Source organism: Kiloniella sp. (genome assembly GCF_048259265.1).
GTDB lineage: Bacteria > Pseudomonadota > Alphaproteobacteria > Kiloniellales > Kiloniellaceae > Kiloniella.
In genome coordinates this window covers 19,464-37,242 of sequence record NZ_JBLXHT010000010.1, presented here as the reverse complement: position 1 = coordinate 37,242, position 17,779 = coordinate 19,464, and the positions used below count along the sequence as shown (strand labels likewise).

At 46.0% G+C, this 17,779-nt stretch carries 17 protein-coding genes; 6 read left to right on the top strand and 11 right to left on the bottom strand.

What is annotated here, in order from left to right; all coding sequences use genetic code 11:
* Nucleotides 1–2,109 (top strand): NAD-dependent DNA ligase LigA, encoded by a 2,109-nt coding sequence (gene ligA / locus ACN0QW_RS15315; protein WP_417432529.1) that lies wholly within the window; start codon nucleotides 1–3, stop codon nucleotides 2,107–2,109.
* Nucleotides 2,110–2,228: 119 nt separating this feature from the next.
* Here ligA and ACN0QW_RS15310 read toward each other — a convergent pair whose 3' ends face one another.
* Complete coding sequence (locus tag ACN0QW_RS15310; RefSeq protein ID WP_417432527.1) at nucleotides 2,229–2,966, bottom strand: substrate-binding periplasmic protein; 738 nt, start codon at nucleotides 2,964–2,966, stop codon at nucleotides 2,229–2,231.
* 258 nt (nucleotides 2,967–3,224) lie between these two features.
* On the opposite strand from ACN0QW_RS15310, the gene ACN0QW_RS15305 reads away from it, so the two are divergent.
* Complete coding sequence (locus ACN0QW_RS15305) at nucleotides 3,225–3,977, top strand: AraC family transcriptional regulator (RefSeq protein WP_417432525.1); 753 nt, start codon at nucleotides 3,225–3,227, stop codon at nucleotides 3,975–3,977.
* 105 nt (nucleotides 3,978–4,082) lie between these two features.
* Entirely contained in the window at nucleotides 4,083–5,000 is a 918-nt protein-coding gene (locus tag ACN0QW_RS15300) for a DMT family transporter (protein WP_417432523.1), read from the top strand.
* A 134-nt stretch (nucleotides 5,001–5,134) separates the two neighbouring features.
* Here ACN0QW_RS15300 and ACN0QW_RS15295 read toward each other — a convergent pair whose 3' ends face one another.
* From ACN0QW_RS15295 to ACN0QW_RS15270, 6 genes are all read right to left on the bottom strand, one after another.
* Nucleotides 5,135–5,605: an SRPBCC family protein gene (locus tag ACN0QW_RS15295; RefSeq protein ID WP_417432522.1), complete on the bottom strand. Its 471-nt coding sequence runs from the start codon at nucleotides 5,603–5,605 to the stop codon at nucleotides 5,135–5,137.
* Between the two features lies 1 nt (nucleotide 5,606).
* Nucleotides 5,607–5,870 (bottom strand): YdeI/OmpD-associated family protein, encoded by a 264-nt coding sequence (locus ACN0QW_RS15290; RefSeq protein WP_417432520.1) that lies wholly within the window; start codon nucleotides 5,868–5,870, stop codon nucleotides 5,607–5,609.
* A 1-nt stretch (nucleotide 5,871) separates the two neighbouring features.
* A complete protein-coding gene (locus ACN0QW_RS15285) occupies nucleotides 5,872–6,225 on the bottom strand; it encodes a DUF1428 domain-containing protein (protein WP_417432519.1) in 354 nt (117 codons plus the stop codon).
* Between the two features lies 1 nt (nucleotide 6,226).
* The gene (locus tag ACN0QW_RS15280) at nucleotides 6,227–6,538 is read right to left on the bottom strand and encodes an ArsR/SmtB family transcription factor (protein ID WP_417432517.1); all 312 of its coding nucleotides are present in this window, start codon (nucleotides 6,536–6,538) and stop codon (nucleotides 6,227–6,229) included.
* A 163-nt stretch (nucleotides 6,539–6,701) separates the two neighbouring features.
* On the bottom strand, nucleotides 6,702–7,502 hold the full coding sequence (locus tag ACN0QW_RS15275) for an alpha/beta fold hydrolase (protein WP_417432515.1): 801 nt from the start codon (nucleotides 7,500–7,502) through the stop codon (nucleotides 6,702–6,704).
* A 36-nt stretch (nucleotides 7,503–7,538) separates the two neighbouring features.
* Entirely contained in the window at nucleotides 7,539–7,742 is a 204-nt protein-coding gene (locus tag ACN0QW_RS15270; protein WP_417432513.1) for a hypothetical protein, read from the bottom strand.
* A 101-nt stretch (nucleotides 7,743–7,843) separates the two neighbouring features.
* Here ACN0QW_RS15270 and ACN0QW_RS15265 point away from each other — a divergent pair, with 101 nt between their 5' ends.
* Nucleotides 7,844–8,731, top strand: a complete 888-nt coding sequence (locus ACN0QW_RS15265; protein WP_417432511.1) for a LysR substrate-binding domain-containing protein — start codon at nucleotides 7,844–7,846, stop codon at nucleotides 8,729–8,731.
* A gap of 92 nt (nucleotides 8,732–8,823) precedes the next feature.
* Here the strand turns inward: ACN0QW_RS15265 and ACN0QW_RS15260 are convergent, their stop codons facing one another.
* Entirely contained in the window at nucleotides 8,824–10,641 is a 1,818-nt protein-coding gene (locus tag ACN0QW_RS15260; protein WP_417432509.1) for an aminopeptidase P family protein, read from the bottom strand.
* Nucleotides 10,642–10,905: 264 nt separating this feature from the next.
* On the opposite strand from ACN0QW_RS15260, the gene ACN0QW_RS15255 reads away from it, so the two are divergent.
* The gene (locus ACN0QW_RS15255; protein ID WP_417432507.1) at nucleotides 10,906–11,280 is read left to right on the top strand and encodes a DUF1127 domain-containing protein; all 375 of its coding nucleotides are present in this window, start codon (nucleotides 10,906–10,908) and stop codon (nucleotides 11,278–11,280) included.
* A 153-nt stretch (nucleotides 11,281–11,433) separates the two neighbouring features.
* On the opposite strand, the gene ACN0QW_RS15250 is transcribed toward ACN0QW_RS15255, so the two are convergent.
* Complete coding sequence (locus ACN0QW_RS15250; protein WP_417432505.1) at nucleotides 11,434–12,312, bottom strand: 50S ribosomal protein L11 methyltransferase; 879 nt, start codon at nucleotides 12,310–12,312, stop codon at nucleotides 11,434–11,436.
* A complete protein-coding gene (locus ACN0QW_RS15245) occupies nucleotides 12,312–14,591 on the bottom strand; it encodes an ATP-dependent helicase (RefSeq protein ID WP_417432765.1) in 2,280 nt (759 codons plus the stop codon). Before ACN0QW_RS15245 ends, ACN0QW_RS15250 begins: the two co-directional genes overlap by 1 nt.
* Before the next feature lie 119 nt (nucleotides 14,592–14,710).
* Here ACN0QW_RS15245 and ACN0QW_RS15240 point away from each other — a divergent pair, with 119 nt between their 5' ends.
* A complete protein-coding gene (locus tag ACN0QW_RS15240) occupies nucleotides 14,711–15,844 on the top strand; it encodes a succinylglutamate desuccinylase/aspartoacylase family protein (protein WP_417432503.1) in 1,134 nt (377 codons plus the stop codon).
* Between the two features lie 93 nt (nucleotides 15,845–15,937).
* Here the strand turns inward: ACN0QW_RS15240 and ACN0QW_RS15235 are convergent, their stop codons facing one another.
* Nucleotides 15,938–17,716 carry a chloride channel protein gene (locus tag ACN0QW_RS15235; RefSeq protein ID WP_417432501.1) on the bottom strand — a complete coding sequence of 593 codons (1,779 nt, stop codon included), beginning with the start codon at nucleotides 17,714–17,716 and terminating at the stop codon, nucleotides 15,938–15,940.
* Nucleotides 17,717–17,779 lie beyond the last annotated feature (63 nt).

Here is a 17,779-nt window from a genome sequence, read left to right as displayed (position 1 = left end):
TTGACCAAAGACATCTCTACATTCTCTCTCTTTGATCCAGAGACGGAAAGGTTAAGCGCTGAAGAAGCCACGAAAGAGCTGGCATATCTTGCCAAGGAAATAGCACATCACGATGCGCTTTATTATCAAAATGATGAGCCTGAACTGACTGACGCCGAATACGACATTCTAAGGCGTCGGAACGAAGCTATTGAAAAAGCATTTCCAAATCTTGTCCGCGAAGACAGCCCAACCCACAAAGTAGGTTCTGCGCCCTCTTCCGGTTTTGGAAAGGTAAAACACAGCGTCCCCATGCTATCTCTTGGAAATGCCTTTGCTGACGAAGATGTTTCTGAATTTCTCGCCCGCATCAGACGCTTCCTTGGTCTCAGCAAAGACGAGAATGTAAATATATTTGCGGAACCCAAGATTGACGGGCTTTCCTGTTCTATCCGCTATGAAAAGGGTATCCTTGTACAGGCTGCAACCCGTGGTGATGGTGCTGTTGGAGAAAATATCACAGAAAACGTCAAAACCATTGCCTGTATCCCGCACAAACTTTCAGGTTCCTCCTATCCTGATGTTGTTGAAGTTCGCGGTGAAGTCTATATGCGTCGGGACCGTTTTCTGGAACTTAATGCAAATCAGGCATCAACTGGTGGAAAAACTTTTGCCAATCCACGCAATGCCGCAGCAGGATCACTCAGGCAGCTTAATCCCGCAATTACAGCCGCAAGACCACTTGATTTCTACGCCTATGCATGGGGCGAAACCTCTGAAGCCTTAGGTGAAAGTCTCACAGATGTCCGGGCGAAAATGGAAGCTTGGGGGCTGCCCGTTAATCCCGGTCAGATCTGTTCTTCATTAGAAGACGTTCTAGATTATTACCGCCAAATTATGACCGACCGCCCCGATCTCAATCATGAGATTGATGGTATCGTCTACAAAGTTAACCGCCTTGATTGGCAAGACCGCTTGGGCTTTGTCAGTCGCGCACCACGATGGGCAATTGCTCACAAGTTTCCGGCTGAACGGGCCATTACCCGACTAAACGAAATTACCATCCAAGTTGGCCGCACAGGCGCTCTGACCCCTGTTGCAAACCTCGAACCAATTACTGTTGGGGGTGTTGTTGTCTCGCGCGCAACCCTACACAACCGAGACGAAATAGAACGGAAGGATGTGCGAGAAGGCGATAGCATCGTTATCCAGCGTGCTGGTGATGTTATTCCACAGGTCGTTGAAGTAATACTTGATAAACGCCCCGCTGACTCTGTCCCCTACCCCTTTCCTGATCACTGCCCAGAATGTGGATCACAGGCCACACAAGAAGAAGGCGAGGTTGTCACCCGTTGCACAGGGGGGTTGATATGCCCCGCACAGGCCGTCGAACGGCTGAAACATTTTGTCAGCCGGAACGCCTTTGATATTGAGGGCCTTGGTGACAAACAGATAAAATTCTTCTTTGAACAAGGCACCATTAAGTCACCAGCAGACCTGTTCCGACTGGCTGAAAATGACCGCAGAAGCTTGACTCCTCTGCGTAACCAACCCGGTTGGGGGCGGCAATCAGTAGAAAAACTGTATAACGCCATAGAAAGCAAAAGAACGATCGGTCTTGACCGCTTTATCTTTGCTCTCGGTATTCCGCAAATCGGTCAGGCCACTGCCAAATTATTGGCAAAAACCTACGGTACCTTGGAACGAATAGAAGAAATTACACGACTTTCCCATGATCCGGAAAGTGATGCTCTACAAGAATTACTGTCTATTGACGGCATCGGCGCGTCCATGGCTGGCGACCTGATTGCCTTCTTTAATGAGCCTCATAATCAGGAAGTCATTACAGACCTGAAAGCGCAAATAAGCGTTGAAGAATTTATCCTCGAAATCAGCTCTGATTCACCTGTAACAGGAAAAACAGTTGTTTTCACAGGCAAGCTTCAAACAATGTCCCGAGACGAAGCCAAAGCAAAGGCAGAAAGCCTTGGTGCAAAAGTGTCAGGATCTGTATCGAAAAAAACTGATTACGTTGTAGCTGGTGCAGACGCAGGTTCCAAACTGAAAAAAGCTGCTGATTTGGGTGTCAAAACCCTGACTGAGCAAGAGTGGCACGCTCTTGTAAGTTAAAAAACTCATTGTTTTTATAACGCAGAAATCACAGTTGTTGCCGTAATATCGCCACCACATTATTTGTACAAAGGTAAGGTTTCGGCTTGCGCCTATGATCAATTTAAAATGGTAAGGCATTAATTCATTAGATCTTGTTTCTCATCAAGAGAGCGACTTCTAATTATATCCAATGCCTGTTGCCATTTTTCAACGTCTTCCGTTGGCGTACTGTTTGAAAAAGCCAGATAGAGATCAAACTCGCCGATATCCGCAACCCTTCGAATACGCGATAGCGGAATATTTTCAGCTTCTAATATAAACTTTAAATAATTGCCATCAAGTGCCAACAGTTCGTATCGATGATCAATCAACCTAAGGATAGCTTTGCGCGTCGTTGCTGAATGATACAAATTTTTGAATCCCATTGACGTGAGAATTTTTTCCGCTGCGCCTCCTCGTTGCACCCCGACACTAACAGCCTCCTTGGCCTGCTCTAATCGTTCTTCATTTTCTCCAAAGTATTCATTATCGTTAAGTTCAGATGTATATATCCCCATATTTACAGTCTCAATAGGTCCAACCCATTGAAAGTCAGCTTCTCTTGGGGGAACACGGACAATAGAGAAAATACCGGTATTCGCCCTCTCTTTTGCATATTTATAGGCTCTTGACCAAGGCAAGAAGGTGATGGCAGGCTCAGCCCCTATTTCACGGGCCATTTGCTGGATAATTTTACTGGATAATCCCGATAATTTTCCATCAACCTGATAGTTATAAGGTGGAAAATTTTCTGTATATATATTTTGCGCCTGTGCAGGAACAAAGAGCAAGCTTAACAGCAGGTAAAATACAGCCCCATATCCACACACTCTCATAGACACCAACCAGTTCATAGTAATCGCACACTTTGATTACAGATCACGAAACAATCAAATCTCACCTTTGCTCTTTAGCAATATGATCAACGAGAATAACATATATTATACGAAATTGTTTTAACTTGTGATTAAGAAGATAATCAGTTTTATCAACACCTCGTCCAGAACATCTTTGTTAAAGTAGCGCACAAAAGAGTACACAACGCTTTGAACAACATAGCTTGGCTTTGCTGTTCACCCTGATAAAATATAGTGATGAGAGCAAACCGTCGAACCTATACAAGTGACTTTAAAAGTCATAGCCACAGTGCTTTTCACCAGCTGATTATCCCACATAAGGGAGAATTGGAGCTGGAGGCTGAACAATCCTCGGGAGTGGCAAGAATAGATCAAGTCGCGATAGTCACGGCCAATGACACTCATGCATTTCGGGGGGTAAATCCCAATAGCTTCACCGTTGTTGACTTTGACTTCAACGACGCCAATTACATGCCCGAATTGAATTCACTCTGGGATCGCGCTCACAATCAAATTCTCTTTCCCTTGGATGACGGGCTTTTAAATCTTAGCAAATTTACAACGACTGAGCTCAATAACCAAACACTGAGTTCAATCGGCGAACAGAGCATAAAACTATTTTTGCTAGCCTTGGCCGACCGCAATAATTCTGCTGAGGACAAATTACCCCAAAAGCTACAAACCGCTTTGAAATTTATCAAACAGAACCACACCAGAAAGCTGTCATCACAAGATATCGCTAACAAAGCCTGTCTTTCAGTTAGCCATTTGCACGCTCTTTTTAGTAATTACCTGGGTTATTCACCGCAAAAATTTCAAACCAACCTGAAACTGGAACACGCCCGACAGCTCGTTCTAAATACAAAACTGCCTCTTGTGCAGATCGCCCAAGATGTTGGCTATTCAGACCAAAGTAGCTTTAGCCGCTCTTACCGGAACAACTTTGGCATAACACCCGGAAATGACCGCACACACCATAACGTGCTCTGAATCAGACTTTCGGTCCAAACAAACAGAATCTAGAACAAGACATTTCCGTGAAGATCTTTACATTCCTAGCCTTATCTTTGACCCACCACTTAGGAACAGGCAGAAATGACAACCACACCAAGTCATCATATACGCGCCACTATTATTGGTACGATTGCTATTCTTTTGTGGGCTCTTCTGGCACTTTTCACCACATGGGCAAAAGGTATCCCCCCCTTCCAGCTCTTAGCCCTCACATTCTTTATTGCTTTTGTATCTGGGTTTATACTTTTGGCCTGTAAAGGAAGGAGTTCTTTTAAAAGTTTAAAGCAAAAACCCATTGTATGGATTGTTTCTGTCGGTGGCCTCTTTGGCTATCACCTGTTTTACTTCATCGCCTTGCACAATGCCCCAGCCGTTGAAGCCAGTTTGATCGCCTATCTCTGGCCCCTACTCATCGTTTTTTTCTCTGCCCTGTTACCAGGAGAGAAGCTATACTGGTTTCATGTAGCCGGTACTCTTATCGGGCTGGCCGGTGCTGTCCTGATTGTCGCCAAAGGACAAAACCTGTCGTGGAATACAGATCACTACATGGGATATCTGGCAGCTATAGCATGTGCACTGACTTGGTCAGGCTATTCTGTTCTTAACCGAAAATTCAAAGAAGTTCCAAGTGATGCTGTCACGGGGTTTTGCGGTGCGACGGCTTTGCTAGGTCTTGTTTTCCATCTAGGCACGGAAACTTGGGTACCGCCGACAGAAACACAATGGCTCGCAATCCTGGCCCTTGGCTTAGGCCCCGTTGGACTTGCCTTTTTTGTCTGGGATTACGGCACAAAACATGGTGAGATCCAAGTGCTGGGCGCTCTATCTTATGGCGCACCACTTCTCAGCACCTTATTATTGGTTGCTGTCGGCTTGGCCCAAGCAAGCTGGACCATTGCTATTGCTTGCCTGCTAATTGTCGGGGGAGCACTATTGGCTTCGCTCGACATATTGCGAAGCCACAAGCCCAAAAACATACGAAGAAAAGCAACCTCGTAAAAACACAATCAAGGCTGAAAGAAAGCGGGAATGATCATTGTGATCAATTCCCGATCCATTAAGTTCTTTGCCCTTTACAATGAGTTACATTTCACATCAACACAGCAATCTGCACCCAGATTAGGTATTTACTGCTATTTCCCCAAAATCTGTAGCTTATCAAAGCATTCATTCCAGCCACCTTTGTGGCTGATGCGTGCGTCTTCAGAACGAAGCCCTGTTTGAATGAATGTCATTTTGGTTTTGCCGACTTCTATCTCTTCAAGAAGGACAGTGCATACCGTTTCAATATCAGGAATACCACAGGTGTCATTTTGCCATACATGTGTAAATACAAGCTTTTCCGGTTCTTTAACCTCCCGGTACTCCCCCGCATAACGGCTTTCTTTGCCTTCAGAATTGATCATACACGCCTTATAAGCTTTGTCTGTCTGAATGCAGCCTTCATCCTGAACAACAGAAAAATCTTTGGGTGACAGCCATTGCATTCTGATGTCATGATCTGTCCAAGCCATCCAAATTTTTTCTCTTGGTACATCAAATATTCGCTCAATAACGAGGGTGAATTCGGCCTGTTCGAATGCCTGTGTTTGTGTTTGCGACATATCACTCACCCTTTTTTCTATGTGGACAGCCTGCCCAACAACAAGGATGGCGTTTGCCCTTATACAAATCAGAGGTCCCCCAACTTATACGTTTATTACGAGTTTCCGGTTTCTTTGCATCTTCTATCCAGCAAATCCACTCATTTCGCGCAAGAGGTGTGATATCTTCCCAAGTGTCCAAAGCCTTGGAATCTGCCAATAAAGCCTGTTTTAAATCTTCAGGAAGCTCGTGCACGACACCAGCAGCTATGTCTTTTTGGCTCACATTATACCTCAAACATCATTTCGAACCCGCCATAAATCAGGCGTTTTCCATCAAAAGGCATTGGGTTTTCTTTTTCTTGCATACGAGGGTCTTCCATTGCTTTTTGCATAGCCGTATCGCGTGTCGTTTTATCCGGCCAAATAATCCAACCAAAAAGTACCGTCTCATCTACTTCTTTTTTGACGGCAAGCGGAAAAGAAGTGTGCTTTCCATCAGGGACATCTTCCCCCCAACAATCCACCACCTTTAAGGCTCCATATTCTTTAAAAACTTTTGAGGCTATTTGCGCATGTTTAAGGTAAGCCTCTTTATTCTTATTTGGTACAGCAGCAACAAATCCATCAACATAAGTCATATTAAGTGTCCTTTTCTTTATGCAAGAGCGTATCCAGAGCATCGAAACGATCATTCCAATATTGTCGCATTCCGTTGAGCCATTCCCACATTTCATCAATGCCATCTGGATTGATACGATAAATTCGTTGCTGTGCTCGTTTTTCCATGCGCACGAGGTCGGCCTCACGCAACACTTTTAAGTGCTGGGAAACAGCCGAAGCACTGATCTCAAATCTATTACTAATGTCGGTTGATGCCATTTCACCATTACTTGCAATCAACTCAATCATGCGTCTACGGTTTGGTTCGGCAAGAGCAGAGAATCTATCCATACACAACAATTAACTAATAACTTAATTAAGTCAATACTACATTAAAAAGGTAGATTAATAATACTTTAGAAAAATATAACCATTAATTAGGTACAGGCTGTACCTAATTAATGGTATTCGCCCAAGATGAATAGCATCGGCAATAACGACGACGACTTACCATTCAAAGCATCGCCGCAAGGATTGCTTCCGGATGGTCTTCTTGCATTAAATGACCTGAATTGGGGACAATTATCATCTGTCCACCCGTAATTTTATCTGCCAATTTCTTGCCCTGAGAGACTGGAATCCATTGATCCTCTTGCCCCCACAATAATTTCACATCGAAGTCCATGCCCCCATAGTACTGGGAAGCTTCATCAGTATAGATCTCATTCATTTGTGCAATTTGCCGGTAAAACGCAGGCTGCCCGATTTTTCCCTGCCACGGCTCCATATAGATTCTAAGAGAATCACAATTAAGTTTATTGAAAGCAGCTCCCTGTAAATAAACTTCTAATAAGGCGTCGTGCATATAGCCCGGCATCTTAGCAAAAGCCTCTTCAAATTTGCGAACATGCTGAACAAACGGAGAACCCCAAGGCGCCAAGGCCACAGGATCAACCAGCGTTAATTGCGAATACATCAGTTCATTAAGATAATGCGCCCGCAAAGCTGTCGCCCCACCGAAATCATGGGCAAGAACCGCTGGGGCCTTCAATTTCCAATAACCAAACAGGGCAGCCAGAAGTTCATTTTGAACCGCCAAGGAAACATCTTGTCCCTCTCTTTTCTCTGACTCGCCATACCCCAGCAGATCGAAATAAAAAACACGCCACTTACCCGCAAGTGCGGGCGCAATCCGTCGCCAAACCTGTGAAGAGAATGGGGTGCCATGTATAAGAACAAGTGGCTCCCCATCACCAATCACACCCCATGCGACCGACTGACCATGAAAATCAAATCGGTGATCTAAACTCAACATACTGTTTTCCCCCGATACCAAGAAAACTATCCGCCCTTAATGACAAGGGCATTCAGAAGAAACGCCAAAAAACTTCATAAGGCTTCTCGACTTGAACTTCCAGTTCACCTTTTTCTGCGCTCTTAGCTTCTCTGCTTTAAAGTTTACCTTTGCCAGCCCAGAGCTTTTGCTTTCATAACGCACGCTACGACTTTCTAACCGCGCAGCTAAAATGTAAGTTTTTCCTAGAACATTTATCATTGATCCATTCCTTCCAGATAACTATTATCTTCAATATCAGGCGAAACGAGTTTAAATTCAAATCAGGAAAAATCTCATTATGTTAGTTTTTATTACATTTCATGCGTGATTTTCCATCCCTTTCCAGCCTTCGCGCTTTCGAAGCGGTTGTGCGACACCATAATCTTAGTCATGCCGCCAAAGAACTGAACGTGACCCATGCGGCCGTCGCTCAACAAATAAAACGGCTGGAAGAATGGTTTGGAGCAACCTTAACCCAGCGCGAAGGACGTGGTGTTGTGCCGACAGAGGCGGGCTTTCGTCTTGGCGCAGAGCTTAGCAAAAGCTTTGATATTATCGACGATGCCGTCAAAGACCTCAAAGACAGCATGACTGACCGCCCCCTTCGCATTACCATGACACCAACCTTTGTAAACTTTTGGCTGATGCCAAGGCTCGGAGACTTTCGCAAACGGCATCCCGATGTCGAAATATTGTTAAATGCTAACAGTGACGTTGTCGATCTCCGACGGGATGATTATGACCTTGCCATACGGTATGGCACAGGAAATTGGCCAAGCTTTCAAGTGGAAAAACTGATGCCCAGTTACACCAGCATCGTTGTATCACCTGAGCTCATAGAGAATATTCAAATAAAATCACCCAAGGATCTAACCAAATTACCTTGGGTTTGCGACATAGATGATCGCCATTCAGAATGGCATTTTTGGCTAAAACAACATGAAATTGATTTCCACGCACACCATGCGAAAATTCATCTATCAGGATATCTGACAAAAGATGCCATTCGCGACGGGCAAGGATTGGGTGTACTTCCGTCAAACTGGGTACAGGACGACATTAAAAGTGGGCAGCTTGTTGAATTATTCTCGCTGACAAGTAACGAAAACACCGGATACCATCTTGTTTACAAACTGGGAGTAATTCCATCGCACTTAAAAAAATTCCTGACATGGATACGCAAACAGAATAAAGCCACACCAATATAACAATTTACATAAGAACAATGATGGTGAAATTCCGTCAGCAGTGCCCGTCCTCGCCTGATACAGGTTAGAGAACGGGCATCATTTACATGCTTTTAAATCGCTTTCGTTGCCATCTCTAACCAGGCAACGTGCTCAGCATCCAACAAAGGTGTCAACTCTTTACGGACCCAGGCATGATAGTCATTCAACCATTTGATATCACCCGCACTCATTAAGGCTGGCTCTATCAAACATAAATCAATCGGACACAACGTTACTGTCTCAAAATCATACAGTGGAATGTCTAAACCAACCACTTTTCCGGCATCGCGAACGATAATAAGGTTTTCGATACGAATACCGTACTCACCCACTTTGTAATAGCCGGGTTCATTAGACAAGAACATACCCGGCTCTAAAGCGACTGGCGACGAAGCCTTGGCAATACGCTGAGGTCCCTCATGAACACCAAGGAAACACCCCACGCCATGCCCCGTTCCATGGTCATAATCGAGACCAGCATCCCAAAGCGGACGTCTCGCGAGGCTATCCAGCTGAATACCGTTTGTTCCCTTGGGGAACTTCGCCGTAGATAGCGCAATGTGCCCCATAAGAACGCGCGTGAAACGATCTTTCATTTCTGCATTCGGCGTGCCGATAATAACCGTACGGGTAATATCGGTTGTTCCATCCAGATATTGCCCGCCAGAATCAATCAGAAAAATCTCATCCCTTTTAAGCGGCAAAGAGCTTTCATCACTCACTTTATAATGACAGAGGGCACCGTTTGGTCCCGCACCGGAAATAGTATCAAACGAAGAGTCTTTGAACAGTGGTACCTCTTCCCTGAAAGACAGAAGCTTATGAACAGCCTCCATTTCGGTGACGGGATTATCGGTATCGGCACGTTCCGTTGCACTTTCAGTTACCCACTTTAAAAAGCGCACCATCGCAGCACCATCACGAATATGGGCAGCACGAATACCATCCAGTTCGGATGTATTCTTTCTGGCCTTTGGCAAGCTCACCGGGTCCATAGCGCGCACAAGATTTGCACCACTTTTTTCTAGCAATGCTGTAATACGTTCCGGGCAAGTAGCAGGATCAACCAGAACTCTTTTACCTTCGCGCGCAAAAGCTTCAAGACGCGTTTCCAAAGTTCCCGGCTCGGCAACTTCAACCTGATTGTCCAATGCCGCAAGGGTTTCGCTTGTTACTTTTTGAGAATCCACAAACCACTGCACATTTCCATCGGCATGGACAACAGCAAAGGAAAGCACCAATGGCGTATGGTCCACATCTTCACCGCGCACGTTCAAGAGCCACGCAACAGAGTCTGGCAGACTGAGAACGGCACAATCGGCTTCTGATTTAGTAAGCAGCTTACCTATCTCTTCTCTCTTATCCCGCGAAGATTTCCCCGCATGCTTCAAATCATAAGGCATGGATTTAGTGCAGGGACGAGAAGGTTGATCCAGCCAAACCTTATCAAGCGGATTTTCTAAAAGAGGAACAAGTTCTCCCCCCGCTTTTTCAACACCTTTTCGTAAGGCTTTGATCTGGTTTTCACTTTGCAACCAAGGATCATAGGCAATACGCATACCTGCAGATACATTCTCTTCCAGCCATTTATGGGCAGGCTCTTCAACCAAATGCTGATAGTCAAAAAGGTGTTCACTAACTTCTTGGCGCACCTGAATTGTATAACGACCATCCACAAAGATCGCTGCCTTATCCATAAGAACGGTCGCCAGCCCTGCCGACCCCGTAAACCCACTTAACCATCCAAGTCTCTGAGCTTGGGGTGGAACGTATTCCCCCTGATGTTCGTCAGTTCTCGGAACGATAAAGCCGTCCACACCTTCATTAGCCAACTGGATACGCAAAGCTTTAAGACGAAATTCATGATCAAGAGTAGCCGTTTCAGGCATTTTTTAATCCTTATACAATATACAATTTGATTTTCAGCAGATTAACCGAGCAACAGAAGCATAACAACACTTGCTTTTGCATAACTTAAAATAATTTAATTTCAATAAGTTAAATCGAAAAAAATTAAATTATGCTCAAAATGCATGGCTGTGGTGCAGAATAACCGCTACCGAAAAAAATTTTATGAGCTAGATATACTGCAACAACACAGCGGCAATAGAAAGACATAGTCGGCCGCATTAACTGATCTAGGAGAAATGATCATGAGAGAAGATAAATTCGTATTCGCGGCCAACGAAATTGCTAACCAGCCTGTATTCGTAACTGTAGCGCCACACCGTTATACAAAAACATACCGCATCTATGCTGCGATCTCTGGACTTGTGCAGGGCTTCAAAAACTACATGGAACGCCGTGCAACTGTCAGTCAGCTTTGGGATCTAAATGATCGCGAACTAAAAGACATTGGCCTAAGCCGCGGTAACATCGAAGCAACTGTAAACAGCCTTTATGCAGAAGCAGCAGAAAAAGAAACCAAAACTTTTGAGCCAGGTTTCTCTTTCCTTTCTTCTTCTGATTTTGTTTCAACACAGGAAACAAAAGCTGAAAACAACAGCAAAGTAGATCGCGCAGCATAATCCCCCTTTTGCTTGCAGCTCTACTTGTTGAAACGCGCCGGAAGCTCCGGCGCGTTTTTTAATACCCTGAAAAATTTAATACCCATAAAAGGGAAAGGCCGATGTTAGATAAACATCGGCCTTTCCTTTTATTTTGGATTATTACATCAAGGATTACCTTGATAAAACCAGTGTCGACCATTCACCCAAGTGAAGCTCTCGGATAACCTTCAGCCCCAGATCCTCATGCGCTTTCACAACTTTATCCTGTTGCGTAATAAGTAATCCAGAGAGCACGGCAACACCTCCTTCTGCCAAGTTCTTTTCCAATAAAGGCGCCATCTGACAGAGCGGCTCCGCAAGAATATTCGCCGCAATCAAGTCATAAGGACCACGTGCATCAACTTCCGGTGCATTATACCCGTCACCGCAAACACCTGTGATATCGGATATATTATTCAGCTCAGCATTCTCCAATGCCACGCGCACAGAATCAGCATCAATATCCACGCCGAGCACTGGACAGTTCCAAAGGATTTTAATTCCCATGGATAGAATTCCAGACCCACACCCCATATCCAGCGCATTAACGACTTTTTTATCTTCGGCCAAATCAGTAAGGGCAACTAGACAACCCTTGGTGGTGTCGTGTTGCCCAGTACCAAACGCAACATTAGCCTCAATCAATAAAGGAACAGAACCTTCCGGTGGCTGCTCTGTTACATGAGATCCGTGCACAAAAAACTTGCCTGCCACAATTGGCGGCAAAGCCTTTTGACTTTCTGCAACCCAGTCGACATCAGGAAGTTGCTCAATAATAGCAGTCGGAACATCACCACCAATAATTTCGGCCGTGCTGTTCAGGATGCGGTTAACCTGCTCATCAGATGGCTTGCCATCGACATATACTTTAACGGAAACAATCCCAGATTCATTAGGGTTTGTTGTAACGATTGCACCATCAAGAGGCTCCAGAGCAAGCTCATAGATAGGTAAGTTGACCTCTTTTATGTCAAGGGCAACAACCCAAACTGCGGAATTATCTTCTCTCATTACATACCTGCCTGTTCGGCGGGAACCACAAAGTTGCTCAGAACTTTTTTGCTTCCAGCCTTCTCAAAAGAAATTGTTAGACGTTCACCTTCAACCGAAGTGACCATCCCATAGCCGAATTTTTGATGGAAAACCCGTTCTCCGCGTCCAAAACCGCTTTTACTTTCCGAAACTTTTTGCGCTGCTTGTCGGACAAGCTTTGATTCGCCCCCTGAATAGCTTCGCGCACGTTGCATCCCTGGGCTTGTGCGATCATTATCCTGCCAACCTTTGTTTCCGGAACCAAAACCACCATAAGATGGCTCTAACGGCGCAGAATAGATACCGCGATCACTTTCCCGCTCAATATGTTCATGGGGCAGCTCATCAACAAATCTTGACGGAATCGCCGAAGCCCAAGACCCATGCATACGTCGGTTGGCAGCAAAGGAAATAATGGCGCGTTCTCTGGCACGGGTTAACCCGACATAGGCCAGACGCCTTTCTTCTTCCAACCCCTTAAGGCCTTGCTCATCCATTGCACGTTGGTTCGGAAATAACCCCTCTTCCCAGCCCGGAAGGAAAACTGTTTCGAACTCAAGCCCCTTGGCCCCATGCAAGGTCATGATTGAAACCATTTCCTGATTTTGTTTACTATTGGTATCCATCACAAGACTGACGTGCTCAAGAAAATCAGGAAGACTTTCGAATTCCCCCAAAGCATTTACTAGCTCGCGTAAATTCTCAACACGCCCTTTGGCTTCAACTGATTTATCATTCTGCCAGAATTCCAGATAGCCGCTTTCTTCCAGTATTAGATCAGCCAACTCTGGATGCGGCATATCACCTTTCAAGCTCTGCCAGCGGTCGACCTGCGCAACAAACCCGGCCATGGACTTACGCGCAGCCGGACGTAGCTCGTCCGTTTCAACAATTTCCTGCGCTGCTTTAAACAGCGATGTCTCAATCTGGCGGGCCAGTTGATGAACCACACTGACCGCTGCTGGGCCAAGACCTCTTTTCGGTGTGTTAATAACTCGTTCGAAAGCCAGGCTATCATCCGCTGAATTCACAAGGCGCAGGTAAGCCAGGGCATCACGGATCTCCATACGTTCGTAGAAACGCGCACCACCGATAACTCGATAGGGAATGCCTAGGGTCAAAAAGCGTTCTTCAAATTCGCGGGTCATTGCGCCTGTGCGCACAAGAACCGCTATCTGATCCAGCGACTGTCCTTGGCGTTGCAAGCTTTCTGTCTCTTCACCGACAAACCGGGCTTCGGCTTCGCCATCCCAAAGCCCCCGGACGCGAAGCATTTCCCCTTCGTCATCATCCGTCCAAAGCGTCTTGCCTAGACGCCCTTCATTATGGCTAATGACAGAGGAAGCCGCGGCAAGAATACGCCCGGTCGAACGATAATTCCGTTCCAGACGAACAACCTTTGCACCGGGAAAATCTTTTTCAAAACGAAGGATATTACCAACCTCAGCACCGCGCCACCCATAGATGGATTGATCATCATCCCCGACACAACAGACATTTTGGTGCCCCTGTGCCAAAAGACGCAACCAAAGATACTGCGCCACGTTGGTATCCTGATACTCATCGACCAGAATATAATGAAAACGTCGATGATAATCCGCCAACACATCCTTATAGGTCTGAAAAATCACCAGAGTGTGTAACAGCAGATCCCCAAAATCACAGGCGTTAAGTTCTTTCATACGCTGCTGATAGTTCTGGTAAATCTTGTGAATACGCCCGCCCGCAAACTCTTTGGCTTCACTTGCGGAAACATGATCTGGCGTTTGCCCTCGATCTTTCCAGCGCTGAATAACGCCGAGAACCGATTTCGGTGGCCATTTTTTGTCGTCGAGGTTGCTCTCTTTCAAAAGCTGCTTCACCAAGCGCAATTGATCATCCGTATCAATAATCGTAAAATCAGATCCAAGCCCAACCTTTTCTGCATGGGCCCGCAACATACGAACCGCGATGGCATGGAAGGTACCTAGCCACCAACGCTCTACGGTTGGTTCATTCAGAATCGAAGCAACACGCTCTTTCATCTCTTGCGCTGCTTTATTGGTAAAGGTCACGGCAAGAACCTGGCCGGGGAAAGCTTTTCCCGTCGCCAGAATATGAGCAAGGCGTGTTGTTAGAACCCGCGTCTTCCCCGTCCCGGCTCCAGCCAGGACAAGAACAGGTCCATCCGTGGTCTGAACGGCATCCATCTGCGATTCATTTAGACCAGTAAGATAGGGCGGTAGCCCGTCGTTTTGCATTTGCGATTCGTCTATCATGATTGGTTTATAGCGCAGCTTCTCAACAAGCTCATCCACTTTTAGCTCTTGACCTAAAGATCAAACAACTCTTTATGTTATGCAAAAGTCCGGATCACAAGAATATACAGGAAAAAAACATGGCCCGTATTACAGAGCGCCACGCGCTACTTTCTGAAACACCAAGTACACAACGGGTTGTAACCATGCATCGTTACGGTGCAGGTACTAATGGCAAGATTGCCTATGTACAGGCTTGCCTACATGCCGATGAAACTCCGGCGATGGCTTGTACTCATCACCTTCTGCAACGTCTGGAAGAAGCGGACCAACAGGGATTATTAAAAGGTGAGATCGTTATTGTTCCCTTTGCCAATCCGATCGGCCTGGATCAATTTGAAGACGACATTCTTTTAGGGCGCGTTCACCGTGGCGGTGAAGGTAACTTTAACCGTGGTTGGTACGACCTGACAGCAATGATACAAGATCGCCTTGTTGGTAAACTTGGTAAAAATGAAGACGCGAATGTAAAACTTATCCGCGCAACCATGCAGGATGTTTTGGACCAGGTTACGCCGACAAGTGAATTTTCCAGCCTTCGCAAAATACTGACGAAAGAAGCCGCTCGCGCTGATTATGTCTTTGACCTGCACTGTGACGACGAATCTCTTCCCTATCTTTATATTTCTGACCTCAACTGGCCAGACTGTCAGGATTTTGCTGCTGATTTTGGCGCAACAGCCGTCATGATGGCCGAAAATTCCGGCGGTGGTAGCTTTGATGAAGTATACACACGCCCGTGGGCTGAACTTTCCCGCCTCTTCCCGGATGCAGCCATCCCACAGGCCACAATGTCAATGACTGTCGAACATCGCGGACGCCCAGATGTATCAGACGAGATCGGGGCAAAAGATGCTGAGGCTCTCTTTAAGTTTTTCATTCGCCGCGGCCTGATCGAAGGCGACGCAGGTCCGATACTCGCACCATTGTGTGAAGCAACAGGTACAGACGCATGCGAGATCATTCCCTCTCCGGGCGCAGGCTTTGTGACCTATTGTCGCGAATTGGGTGACATTGTGAAAAAGGGTGATCAAATTGCTACCTTGATTGATCCTGCCGCAGAAGATCCAACCCAATCGCGTACTCCAATATATGCAGGAACCGACGGTATATTCTTTACGCGCCGCCAGCATAAAGCCGTGAAACCCGGTCTTGTGGTCGGGAAAGTTGCCGGCAAAGAACCTCTCAAAGCAGGATATCTTTTGGAAGACTAATTTCCGGGAGTATTCAGATAAATAAATAAGGACTGAGACGACATATCGTTCTCAGCCCTTATTTGTAGAAAAATCATTTTTAGGCAGAATCAATTACATGTCACCACGCTCTTCTGCGCGCGCCTGTTCCATCGCTTTTTTATAAGCAAGCGCAACGTCGTGTTCGTGTAGAACGCCCTTAAGAATACCCTCTTCATCAATGACAGGAATATAGACTTCACCGCTTGCGCCATGAGCCTGGAGTGCCTGTTCGATGTTCGAATTCTCTTCTAGCTGCACAGCCTTGGTTCTCGCAATATCCAATGCAGTTAGGGCAACGCCTTTTTCCTCTTGAAGATCCAGACCGTCCGCCAATTCAATAAAGCTAATCGATCCCTTGAAGTGCGCATCTTCATCCACGACAAAGACCTGCCCAAGCCTTGTTTTCCTAATTTTTTCCCTGACATGATTCAAATTGGCAGTCGTTTCGACGGTTGAAACTTCGTTATGCACCATATGCGATATGGTTATCGAGCGCATCAGGCTTGCTTCTCGTCCTCCACGAATCTCAACCCCTCTTCTTTCAAGCTGCCACATAAAAAATGAACGCCCATGAACTTGTTGCGTAATTACACTCGCAAGAGAAGTCGCGATCATCACCGCAATGGTTAAGGCATAGTCGTTTGTCAGTTCGAAGATCATCAAAATAGTCGAAACCGGCGCACCAAGAACCGCCCCGGCAACCGCACCCATTCCGATTACTGTATAAGCCCCGGTTCCGGACGAGAGTTCAGGGAAAATACTGGTGGCAATAATTCCATATGCGCCACCGACCATAGCCCCCAGAAAAATTGATGGCGAAAAGACCCCACCAGAAAACCCAGATCCTAGCGAGATAGCTGTGGCTATAGTTTTAATCACAATCAAGGCCAACAACAGCCACAAGGGATAAAGCTCGGACAAAGCTGCATCTGTCGCCTCGTAACCAACCCCAAGGACTTGAGGGAAGACAAGCGCCAGAACCCCCAAAGCCAGTCCCCCGACCATTGGCCTCACCCAAACAGGAACGTTTAACTTTTTAAATGTGTCTTCCGCAAAAATAATTGCCCACATAAAAGCGATCGCTGCTAACGCCGAAATAATCCCTAAAAGAGCAAAGGCAGGAAATTCCCAAAACGACGACAATGACAGTGCCTTGGGCAAAATGAAGGCGGGAAAATCGCCATAGTAAATACGACTAATGATCGTACCCACAACAGACGCGATCACAATTGGTGCAAAAGCGGAAAGCGCATAGTGACCAACGACAACTTCAAGAGCAAAAAACACCCCCGCAATAGGCGCATTAAAGGACGTCGCGATAGCAGCCGCAACACCACACCCCAAAAGTGTGCGAAAAAGGGAATAACCAAGATGTAATCTTTTGGAAAGCCAAGCACCAATTGATGCACCAAGATGAACAACAGGCCCTTCACGTCCCACTGAGGCACCAACACCGATTGAAAAGGCAGATGCAATCGCAGCTCGAATACCTATGCTCAAGGACATACGTCCCCCCTTAAGCGCAGTTGCTTCGATTACATGGGGGACACTTTGCGGTTTACCATCTGGCAAAAAGTATCGAATGAATAACCCAACTATCCCTCCCCCAATAACAGGCACCAGAACAATCTGCCACCATGGTAACCCTGCGATCCCAGTAGATACCTTTTCGCCTTGAAAGCCGTAAAAAAGCATTTGAACAAGATCAATAAAATGGCGAAATGCCATTGCAGCAAGCCCGGCAGCCACACCAATGATGACAGCCAAAGACGATAGAATGACCTGTTCATTTTGTATGAATTGCTTGATCTGTAGTATCGGAGACAATCGGGGGGCTTTATCTTTGGACATACTGGCCCCGTTTCGCGAGAAAGCTAAAGATAATGTTTGGGCACAAACCAATCATACAGATTA